Here is a 10,535-nt window from a genome sequence, read left to right as displayed (position 1 = left end):
CCGGCACTAGCGACGAGATCACCTCGCGAGGCAGCCCAGCGTTGCCGGTCCCGAGCAGGAAATGCACAAACTGCGCTGAATTCGTCCCTAGATCGTGACCCTACTGTTGCCGCTCCCAGATACGCATATCAGGGGGTCCTGAGACCGCCGTTGAGCGCGGTCGCGCCAGCCAAGCCGAAAATGCATTCTCTCGAGCGAGAACGATTCATCGAAGGCTTGAATCAAACAGACTTCATCGCGGAAAGGCGGCCGGTCTGCGGGGGTCATCAAGACAAACCCCTGCTCAGGAAGCTGCGGATCTTAGGGAGCAGTCCTTTCCTGGGCACCATGCTTTTCTGGACAGCAAGCTATTCCAGATAGTTAAAGCCCATCAGAGTGTTGCGCTGGCCCCGACTGTGTAACAATGGGGCGTAACATTGCTGTATAGGGTTGTTCGGCCGATGCGCCGGGATGGGTCTCGCTCTCTGCTATTCGTGCAGCGCATTCCGCGCGATGTCAGGTCGCAGATTGTCGGCACGACGCTCGCGATCCCACTCGGAGATAGCTTTCTTGGAGTTCTACGAGAAGTCCAAGGGCGGCTATCTGTTTATCGAGCCGAAGGCCGGTGAGTTGGGGGTGCGCAACGCGGTGAAGACGACGCGGAATAAGGTCAATGCGTTCGTCCGCGAGGTGAAGGATAAGAACGTCGATCCAAGCCACGGCTGGCGCCATCGCTTTAAAACAGTGGGAATTGATCAGGGAGTTGAGATGCGAGTGCTTGATGCCATCCAGGGGCATGCGCCGCGCAACATCTCGGAGGGCTACGGAGACGTGACTATCAAGGCAAAGGCGAGCGCAATAGCACGGTTTCCGGCCATCGATGTCACACAAGCCACCAGCTAAGATGCCCACAGCGGCGGCGTAAAGGGTCATTTACTGATGGGCTTGTTGAAGCCGGACCAGGAGCTAACAGCCGATTCCGCTCAGAGCCCGGATGGTCGCGCAATCGAGATGCGACGGAATAACCCGGCAACGGGACCATGACGTGAGGCCGGAAAGCCTAGCGTGACTTTCTATGGACCAATCAGCTTCGCAAGCGCCGTTGGGCTGACAATAGAGAGTTGGTATGTCTGCTCCAGCCACTGACGATTACCCTGGTTCAGGATGGAAATACCGGCCGCGACGGCGTCGTCCCGAGTGCAGAAGTAATCGTTTTCATAGGCGATGTGAGCAGCGATTGCGTCCGCATCAGCCCATTCGGCCCACGCCTTCTTGATTTTTGCTTCATCGTGTTGATCTCGCGCAAGAGCCAGCCCTTCGTGCCACTCACCCGTTTTATTGTCACGCTTGAGGAGTTCTAGTCCGACTGCTTTGAGCGCGGCAATACCCACCCCCCTTACTTCGATTGCTCGGAGCACATCGAAGAACTTGGCCTGGCGGGCTTGCTGGTTAGCATCCGGCGCATACCATGAGGGATCTATCTCTGGAGCCATCGGGAGCGCTATTCGTGGGCAACGGAGCACGGTGACGCCCAACGCGACGGCTTCCTTCAGGCAGTCTACCAGAATTCCAGGCAGCCCAGGATGCGCAGACGGATCGGGCGAGACGCGCATGGAATACTTGATAGTACCGTCGGGCAAGGTCTGCTGGGATCCCGCGACTACCGTTTGTACCCCGGCAAAATAGCTTGACCTTTTTGCTTTAGGAATCTGCTCGATGTGAGCGATCGGGTCAGCGACAAACCCTATCAGACGCTTGGATTTCAGGGCGTCATGCACCTTTTGCAGAGATGTCGGATCTGGATCGTTCGGAAAGCTACTTGGCCGGATTACGTGCTGAAAAACGTTAGTATCCAAAGTGACCTTCTTGCTCATGCACCCCTCATCGGACTTACATCACCTACCGCAGCGAATTGACCTTCCGCCCCCGACTGCGGACAAGCAGCAGGAACGTTACATCGCGCGCGAAAGAACAGTATAGTGATTTCGCCGCGGGGGAGGGGAAGACTTTCGCGTTATCTGACTTGACGAGGCAGGCAGTCTTAGATGCTCTCGCAGAGTTTGATGAGCTCCGGCGAGAGCCATTTCTCGAGAAATACGGTTTCGGTAAGTCACGAGGATATTTCCTAGAGCACAACGCTAAGCCATACGACAGCAAGGCGATTGCGGGCGCCGCACATGGCAAGCTAGGCGGTGACTTTCAGGCGCTTACGCCTGGCGACTTCAGCGGGGGCGATAAAGCAGCGGCCAGGCGGCTCCGGGAGCTTGGCTTCACCGTTCTAAACCCTCTGACGCCGGTCCCATTGGAATCCCCTATGAGATCGGAAGCCTCTACAACCGGCAGCGCGACATCCATCAAGTGGCAGGAGCGTGGCGGCATCACCACGCCCAATGACTGTCCTTTCGTTTTCCTCTTCACAGGAGAATCCGGCGAGCAATTTGGCTACTCGGATGGTTGGCGACCCGATGGAATATTTGCCTACACCGGGGAGGGTCAAAGTGGCGATATGTCATTTGTTCGCGGCAACCGAGCGATCCGGGATCACCTAGCAGACGGCCGAGATCTGCTCTTGTTCGAAGCCACGCGCTCCAAGGGCAATTACCGGTACATCGGTTGCTTCGCGTTCGCAGGCTGCCCGCACGTGACCTCTCAAATTTGGGACCCCTATCGCAAAGTTCTTGTTATGTTCTTGCGCGATTTGTTTACCTCTATTAAGAAACTTGGGGGCGGCACCGCGCCTTTTGATTCGAACGCTGGTCCCACTGGCAGGGTGAGCTAGAAGTAAATCGTGACCGAACAGCCGTATGATCCCAGAGCAATCGCGAATTTGATGCTCGACGAGGGGCAGCGCCATGGTCGGGCGGTGACAAATCTTGCGCTGCAAAAACTGCTCTATTTCGCGCACGCCCTTTTTCTTATCGAGCGCAAGCGGCCTTTAGTTTCCGGATATTTCGAAGCCTGGGAGTTCGGTCCTGTGCATCCAGCGGTGTACCAATCATTCAAGGGGGCGCGGGACACCGTCATCACGTTTCGGGCTCAGCATCGAAATCTTGTCACCGGCGTGCTTGCGGAAATCGCAACGCCGGAAGACCCCCTCGTTAAGCAGCATATTTCTAGGATCATGGCGCAGTACGGCGGGTTGACGCCCGGGCAACTCGTCGGGATTTCCCACGCTAAGGGCGCCCCCTGGCACTTCGTAGTAGACAAATCAAGAACAAGACTCGCATTCGGGCTAAGAATCGGAAACGATGTCATCGCGACGCGCTTCAAGTTCCACAAGGTGGCTTTGGGCGCGGCCAACGCGATTGGAGAGCCCGGTGAAGATACCCCCCCTGCCTGATACCGACCTTGCGCGAATTGCTCCGCTACCCGTTGACCAAAAGCGCCGCGCTCTCGAAGCATTTCGTCTATCCCATCCTCCATACCGGTACGTGCCGTTCCGGAAGGCTCTGCCTGATATCCTCAATATCCAGACGGGGTTCCTGCGGGTTACCGAAAGAGTACCGTTCGCCAGCATTGAGCAAACGATCCGTGCGGAATCGAGGTCGGCCGAAGAACTCGCTGCCAATCTGCTGGTCGCGCAATCTCTGTATGACCACGCAGCTGCCGGTCCCATTGAGGGACGTAGCCTCGAACTGTTCCCGCTTTCGGTAGGCTCAGGCACGAAGTTGGTTTTCTGGCACTCTTTCCTCCTCATCCGGGATGGACAGCCGATCATTCCGTTCTTCGATCCGCGACGTTCTACAACGCGGCTAACAGCGCTCGCGCGTCAGTTCGTATTCTCAACGATGCACGAGCGAATTCGCGCTGCGGACCCAGACTTTGCCGAGGTAAAGTTCGCAATTTGGCAGTTCACGAGTCCCTCAAAAGGGCAGCCGCGGGTCGCGTTCGCTCACGAGGAGAATGCAATTCCCCTCCTGAGCTTCGAACAGATCGAAACCATGGTTCAGGAGACCTACGAGATGTGGGCTGACATTTATTCACGCAGAGCCAAGACGGAGCCGCGTCGCCGCGCGAGCGGAGCCGGATTCCTTTGACCCGGTGAGCATATCATTTGGCCTTCGTGAAACCCCTCGTGAAGGACTCGATGAATTTGTCGCCCGACAGGCCAAACTGAGCCAGCCGTGCCCGTATCTTGACTGCGTCTGTTAGGCCGTTCGACGCGGCGATCGATGTTGCGTACGCCCTGATCGCTTCGCGAAGCTTTTTCAGGCCGACCTTATCAAGTATCCTGAAATCAGCGCTCGGTGATGAGTACTGATCAAATTTGCTCTCGGGATGGACCATGATTGGCGTGGCCGTACAGGACTTATCGTAAGCCTGACTGAACCACTCCATCGAGCCTAGCAACTGGTTGCAATCGGACTTCGCGATTATGTCTGACGTTGCTCCATTCTTGTCTTCGATCACAAAGAAGCGCAGTCCGCCGACTGCCCAGAGATTGTCGGGGCCCTTTCCGATTTCCAGTTCCGGTCGTTGCGATCCAAAGCCCAGCAGATGCCCCAATTCGCGCATTGCAGCTTCAAACCGTTTGGAGTCGTCCTCGTACCAATCGAGATCATCAGCCAGGGCGTTGGCAAACAAGATTAGGTCGTTGCCGTCCAAAAATCTGGCTTTCATAAACTGTGCGGCGGTCAACGCCTGTTCTGCGGCCGGCGGCGACAGTTTGTTGTATGTTATTCCCTTGATCGGCCTAAGCGTGCGGCGATTGTCTTGATAGGCCGAAAGCTGAGTTTCCTGCGCTTTAGCGGGGTCCAGGTGATGTTCGTACTCGGCGAGTTGTTGCTTGAGATATCCCCTCAAGCGACGCTCTCCCGTTGAGTTAATGGGGACTTGTAATGCCGCGCACGCTTTATCGAGAAGCTGCCCCCTCGCCAAGTCGAACGCGCTCCGAACTGCCGCGACGTTGGGATCAACAAAGCTGGCCGGCCCCTCTGCGGCATTAGCGAGCCGCTCTCGCCCGGTGCGCCACCAATCGGGGTCTTTCTTAATGCAGTAGTCCAGAACCGGTCGGAATGCCGCTATGGGCTGACCCGCAATCTGCTCGGCCACCTCACGCGACAAGTCCAGCTGCGCTAGGGTTGCTGCTGTGAATTTGGATCTCGCCGCCTGCAGGTGAATTCGCTGCGTAAGGCGTGAGCCGACCAACAACACCGCACAATGATCTTCCCCCGAACGAACGCCCCTGCCCATTCCTTGTTCTAGCCGCTGCATTTGTCGCACGAGCTGAATGTCCGTACCATCTAAGGCGGCCATTTCGTTTCGTTCGATCAGGCCAAAAACCTCGGGTAGGCCGTCAATTACGAGAAGGCGGCAGGCATCCCCAGGAAGGTCTACGCCATCGTATTTATTGATAAGGACGGTGAGGCCGACGTGCTTACCATTCTTCAGCTCGGCAACGCCTTCCTCGATATTCGTCGCATCCAGCGTTTGCGCAGCAACATCAGACCAATAAGCGGAGCGCTTCTTCGAAGGGACGATAACGACCACGTTGTGGTGCTTGGCTATGTCGGCCGCCAATCCCTTAATCTCGTCGACGACGATCTGGGGGTTGATCTCCTGAGGCGCCAAGATCATGCGGTCTCCAATCTCGCCGACTCCATTCGGTTTGATTGGTGTCGTGACGCTCTTAGGGTCCGCCTGAAAGTGCGATATCAAAACGCCGTCATCGGCTAGCGTTGCGGTCATGTAAATGCGCCGCTTTGCATTAACAAAGCTCGGAATCTCATCGATGGGCAGGCAGCGCGGAGCGATCTCGAGGCCTCGCCCACTAAATGCACACTGACAAAGCGGGATGACCTCTTTTAGCAGCGGCCAAACGAACAGGAGTTCCTCGCTGTCGCGATGTGTGTGCAGGATCTTCGTGATTTGCGCATGCTTGTCTTTCCATGCCCAAAACGGGACGAGCATGACGGTCTGTGGGTCGCCCGATTGAATATCAAGCAGGCCGGTTTCGGACTGCGATCTAAGATCATCTTGCAGCAATTTGAGCAGTTCACCGTAAGCCGCGTGCTTCGACGACAAGGCGATAGTAAATTGCGCAGCGACAACAGCCAGACATGCGTGTGCGTCGTCGACGACGAGGGAGCCGATGGGAATCTTCGATCCCTCGGACCCTACGCCAAAGACCGATTTGCCATTGATGAACTTGTAAACATTGATCACAAGGATCGCCTTGCCAGACATATAGGCGGCGCTTCTTGGATCGTCCGTGACGGCTATGCCGAGTTCGGTCGCCTCTTTGATAACCTGGCGGGCCAGATAAATGTCGGGAGTAATGTACGCGGCCGGTCCCACGCCCTCGTTCAACGAACTCTGAAGAGCTAGGAGTCCGACCAGGGTCTTACCCGCGCCGGTGTTCATCTTGAGGGTGTTATCGGCCTGGGTTCTGAGCGCGAACCACTTATCAAGGACTTCGCCCTGCTCATCCGATGGCCGGCGAAATCTGGGATTCCGAGCCAAGGTTCCGAAGATCTTTCGCGGGTCAATAATGTTGCCCCCGCCGGGCGGCTTGCCGCCGCCGAGCTTCTTTATGTCGAATGCCATGTTTCGGATACTCGCCTTAAATTGAGCGGTCACAGCGATACTAACACGCGAAGCATTATTCTGACACACGGAACAATACACGACGGGACTTTTTGAGCGTAACTCAACTGGTAAACATCTTGATTGCTCAACGAAAAAAGATCAATTACCTCAAGGGCTAAGTAGTCGGTCCGCGCATTCCTTTCCTGGGCACCATCGCTCTCCTAAGAGCGTGAAATCCAAAGCAAATTAGCAAATTCCACGGCTTACCCGCTCCTCAGTGGTACAGAAGGGTGGTACAATGCCGTTGGCTATGTCGTGTCCATGGAAGCATCCCAAAACTGGAATCTATCAGCTCCGAAAAGCTGTTCCTGACGATTTGCGTAAGATCGTCGGCAAGCGCGAGGAGAAGGTAAGCCTTCAAACCCGCGATCCGGGCGAGGCCAAGCAGCGCTTCGCGAAGGCGCTTGCCGAGCTTGAGGCCCGCTGGGCCAACTTGCGCACAGGGCCAAAACTGCTGACTGAAGTGAGGCGCATCAACTTGCCGTCGTCGCCTACGATCAGTGGCTGTAGATGTACAGGGATAGAGCGCCACAGGGCACGTCACGAGCGACAAACGCAGGAAGCCTTTCCAGTTGGCACGGGGGGCCATGTACGCAGAACTCCGGTTCGAGACGGCCTGGATTCAAGACGAACGGCAGATCATGGTTCCGACAACGGCTGCCTCGCCATAAGGCCCATTTTTTCGGTCGGGGAACTCCACTCTCGTGTTCTTGTTATGTTCTAATTGGACAATGACCGATCGACCCGCGAGCTGGCGCATGCCGACACCCAAGCAAATGGAAAAGATGGCAGCTCTCGTGCGCAAAAACGTGCCTCGGGAGCGAGGATTGGCTGCGGACGATGATCTGCCGCGGGAATACTGGGAGGCGCTTCTCGCTGACTCCCGCGCCGATGCCAAGCCGGCAAGCCCCTCCGGAGGGACGCTGCGGCTGAGCCAAATTCCTCAACATGTTCTGCGGGTGGGCTGCCGCCGCTGCGCCAGGGTGGTCGGGATCCAGAAGGCAGATGCCGCTCGTCTCTATGGTCCGGACGCGCTCTGGAAGGATGTCGGACAGCGGCTGTTGGACAATACCTGCACCCAGCGGACCGGGCGCCATGAGGAAGATGGCTGTTGGCCTGCGTTCGAGTAGTCGCCGGCGCGTCCGGAACTGGATGCTGCCATGGCACCGAAACATCACCCGACGCCCCTCTCCGGAGGAGACCGCAAGGCGCTCACCAAGGAGCTCGGCCGGGCACGCGCGATGACGACGATCCTTGCAGGACAGGCGGCCGAAGCCCGGGCCAAAGGCGAAGCTCTCATTCGTCAGGCCGACAAGTTGCTCTGCGAATCCTGGAACGAGCGCATGTGGGCAGATGGCGGGCCCATTGACCCATCACCGACGGTCGACCAGGCCATCAACGGGGGCTTCGCCTGGGCCGAGATCGAATGCTCGCGATGCAAGACCCGACGAGACGTGGATCTGGCGGCGCTGCGGCATCCGCCGACCACATTTATCCACGACTTGGCCAGCCGGCTACGCTGCAGCAAATGTGCTAAGGCCGGGCGTCGACCCTCCGCCACGCTGCTGCAACTGATATCGCGTCACCGCCTGGCTGCTCCGGAGACTTGATCGTGTGCAATCTCAACTCAATGACAAAAAACGTTGACGCGATCCGTCGCCTGTTCGGCGCCTTGAACAGCCATGTCGGCAACCTGCCATCGATGCCAGGCATTTTTCCCGACTACCCCGCACCGATCGTGCGCAACGGCGTCCAGGCACGCGAGGTCGTCATGGCGCGCTGGGGCATGCCGAGTTCGCAGCGGGCCCTGATGGACGCGACGAAGAAGCGCGCGGAGAAATTGCAGGCCAAGGGCAAGACCATCGATTTCAAGGAATTGCTCCGGATGGAGCCGGACGGCGGCACGACGAACATCAGGAATGTCAGCAGCGCTCATTGGAAGCGATGGCTCGGACCGGAGCATCGCTGCCTGGTGCCGTTCACGTCGTTTTCCGAGTACGACACGATCGACGGCAGGAAAGTGCCGGTCTGGTTCGCGCTGGACGAGACACGACCTCTGATCGCATTTGCCGGCCTGTGGACCAATTGGACCAGTGTGCGCAAGGCGAAGGAAGGCGAGATCACCAGCGACGTCTTCGGATTCCTCACCTGTGAGCCGAACGCGGAGGTCAAGCGCGTCCACCCCAAGGCCATGCCGGTGATCCTGGCGACGGCGGAGGAGTACGAGGTCTGGCTCCGCGCCCCTTGGGACGAGGCGAAGTCGCTGCAGCGACCCCTCCCGGACGGCGTGCCGCGGATCGTCTCCACCGGCGAGAAGGAAGACCCGGCACTGGCCGCGTGAGCGAGGCCATTTGGCGGCAAGCGCCGCCAAATTGGAGTTTGCGGCTGTGCACAGGCCGGCGGAACACGTGGACAAGCGCCGGCTCCAGCGATTTCGAATCCCTGCTCTGTGCTAACCGTCCGGAACGACGCGGGCGGCACAAGGATTCGTCCCGGCAGGAGCGATGTCGATGCTGATGACCAAGCAGAGACGACCGGCGATCCGGACGCTGCGCGGCTGGGCGATCTCCGTGCTGCAGGAAGTCGGCGCTATCAGCGAATGTGAGCACGGTTGGATGCAGGATCGCGCCGACCCGCACGCGCGTGATCGCCCTTATGATATCGCTCGCCAGGATCCGCCGGCAGGCGTTTCGGCCGACGAAGCCGCAGATGCGATCACAGAGCTCTTGGATTCGGTCGGTGATAGTTGCCCCGAGTGTCCGCCTAAGGACTTGGTCTAAGCTGCGACGGCTGGACTGCGAACGTCTATAATCTAGGGATGGTCCGGTCCGATTCAGAGCAAGGCGACTCGAACGCGCCCCACCGCAAGATCATCCATATCGACATGGATGCGTTCTATGCGTCCGTGGAACAGCGCGACAACCCGGACCTGCGCGGAAAGCCGGTCGCGGTGGGCGGCTCAGCAGAGCGCGGAGTCGTGGCGGCTGCGAGCTACGAAGCCCGCAAATTTGGGGTTCGCTCTGCGATGCCCTCGGTGACCGCGAAGCGACAATGTCCCGACCTGATCTTCGTCAGGCCGCGCTTCGAGGTCTACAAGGCGATCAGCCGGCAAATCCGCGAGATCTTCGCCGAGCACACAACGATCATCGAACCCCTGTCGCTCGACGAGGCCTATCTGGACGTTACCGAAAATCTTCAAGGCATCCTACTCGCCAGGGACATCGCATTGCGCATTCGCGAGAAGATCAAGGCGGAGACCGGCCTAAACGCCTCGGCCGGCATCTCCTACAACAAATTTCTGGCGAAGCTCGCTTCCGATCACCGCAAGCCCAAATGGTCAGTTCGTCATCTCGCCTGAGATGGGGCCGGCTTTCGTGGAGACGCTTCCTGTAGGCAAATTCCACGGGATAGGCCCCGCAACGAGCGCTAAGATGAACGCCTTGGGCATATTCACCGGTCTCGACATGCGCAACCAAACGCTGCAGTTCATGAACGCGAACTTCGGCAAGTCGGGCGCCTACTACTATTGGATCTCGCGCGGCGTCGACGAACGGCCTGTTCGAGCCAACCGCACCCGGAAGTCCGTCGGCGCGGAGAATACGTTCTCGACCGACCTTACCGAAGTCGAACCCATGATCGCCGAGCTCGAGCCGCTGATCGACAAGGTCTGGCGACATTGCGAATCGGCCGGCGCGCGTGGACGAACGGTGACGCTGAAAGTGAAGTTCGACGACTTCGAGATCATCACACGTAGCCGGTCCGTCTCTTCGGCTGTCGCCAATCGCAATGGCCTCGCCGAAGTGGCCATCGGCCTGCTGCGGGACAACATGCCTTTTCCGAAGCCGGTTCGGCTCTTGGGGGTGTCACTGTCTTCGTTGCAGGTCGGAAATGGTGCGGAGCCGCAACTGGATTTCGGGCTTTGATCCGGAATAGATTCACGGCGGTCGCCAAACCTGCTGCGCAGGTGT

General features: G+C 58.2%; 10 protein-coding genes and 2 pseudogenes. 10 read left to right on the top strand and 2 right to left on the bottom strand.

Annotated features, from left to right (window positions below):
• Positions 1–549 precede the first annotated feature (549 nt).
• Positions 550–882: a hypothetical protein gene (locus CWO91_RS39845; RefSeq protein WP_245471529.1), complete on the top strand. Its 333-nt coding sequence runs from the start codon at positions 550–552 to the stop codon at positions 880–882.
• A 170-nt stretch (positions 883–1,052) separates the two neighbouring features.
• Here the strand turns inward: CWO91_RS39845 and CWO91_RS39840 are convergent, their stop codons facing one another.
• Positions 1,053–1,853 carry a hypothetical protein gene (locus CWO91_RS39840; RefSeq protein WP_130220821.1) on the bottom strand — a complete coding sequence of 267 codons (801 nt, stop codon included), beginning with the start codon at positions 1,851–1,853 and terminating at the stop codon, positions 1,053–1,055.
• Positions 1,854–2,293: 440 nt separating this feature from the next.
• On the opposite strand from CWO91_RS39840, the gene CWO91_RS43525 reads away from it, so the two are divergent.
• Genes CWO91_RS43525 through socB form a run of 3 tightly spaced genes read left to right on the top strand, consistent with a single transcriptional unit; the run spans position 2,294 to position 4,016 of the window.
• Positions 2,294–2,758 (top strand): hypothetical protein, encoded by a 465-nt coding sequence (locus tag CWO91_RS43525; protein WP_165406039.1) that lies wholly within the window; start codon positions 2,294–2,296, stop codon positions 2,756–2,758.
• A gap of 51 nt (positions 2,759–2,809) precedes the next feature.
• Entirely contained in the window at positions 2,810–3,319 is a 510-nt protein-coding gene (gene socA, locus CWO91_RS39830) for a type VI toxin-antitoxin system SocA family antitoxin (protein ID WP_130220822.1), read from the top strand.
• Complete coding sequence (gene socB, locus CWO91_RS39825) at positions 3,297–4,016, top strand: type VI toxin-antitoxin system SocB family DNA replication inhibitor toxin (RefSeq protein ID WP_130220820.1); 720 nt, start codon at positions 3,297–3,299, stop codon at positions 4,014–4,016. Before socA ends, socB begins: the two co-directional genes overlap by 23 nt.
• A 13-nt stretch (positions 4,017–4,029) precedes the next feature.
• Here socB and CWO91_RS39820 read toward each other — a convergent pair whose 3' ends face one another.
• On the bottom strand, positions 4,030–6,525 hold the full coding sequence (locus CWO91_RS39820) for a helicase C-terminal domain-containing protein (RefSeq protein ID WP_130220819.1): 2,496 nt from the start codon (positions 6,523–6,525) through the stop codon (positions 4,030–4,032).
• A 280-nt stretch (positions 6,526–6,805) separates the two neighbouring features.
• Between CWO91_RS39820 and CWO91_RS45345 the strand changes: the two are divergent.
• The 6 genes and pseudogenes from CWO91_RS45345 to dinB form a co-directional block, all read left to right on the top strand.
• Positions 6,806–6,949 (top strand): annotated as a pseudogene (locus tag CWO91_RS45345) (DUF6538 domain-containing protein); the annotation flags it as partial.
• Positions 6,950–7,298: 349 nt separating this feature from the next.
• Positions 7,299–7,697, top strand: coding sequence for a hypothetical protein (locus CWO91_RS39810; protein WP_130220817.1), 399 nt, complete (start codon positions 7,299–7,301; stop codon positions 7,695–7,697).
• 30 nt (positions 7,698–7,727) lie between these two features.
• The gene (locus tag CWO91_RS39805; protein WP_130220816.1) at positions 7,728–8,177 is read left to right on the top strand and encodes a hypothetical protein; all 450 of its coding nucleotides are present in this window, start codon (positions 7,728–7,730) and stop codon (positions 8,175–8,177) included.
• Between the two features lie 2 nt (positions 8,178–8,179).
• Entirely contained in the window at positions 8,180–8,908 is a 729-nt protein-coding gene (locus tag CWO91_RS39800; RefSeq protein WP_130220815.1) for an SOS response-associated peptidase, read from the top strand.
• 169 nt (positions 8,909–9,077) lie between these two features.
• Entirely contained in the window at positions 9,078–9,347 is a 270-nt protein-coding gene (locus CWO91_RS39795) for a hypothetical protein (RefSeq protein WP_130220814.1), read from the top strand.
• 38 nt (positions 9,348–9,385) lie between these two features.
• Positions 9,386–10,490 (top strand): annotated as a pseudogene (dinB, locus tag CWO91_RS39790) (DNA polymerase IV).
• Positions 10,491–10,535: the final 45 nt, after the last annotated feature.

The organism is Bradyrhizobium genosp. SA-3, from assembly GCF_004212635.1.
GTDB lineage: Bacteria > Pseudomonadota > Alphaproteobacteria > Rhizobiales > Xanthobacteraceae > Bradyrhizobium.
The sequence above is the reverse complement of the archived record's forward strand: the minus strand, read 5'-3'. Positions and strand labels throughout refer to the sequence as shown.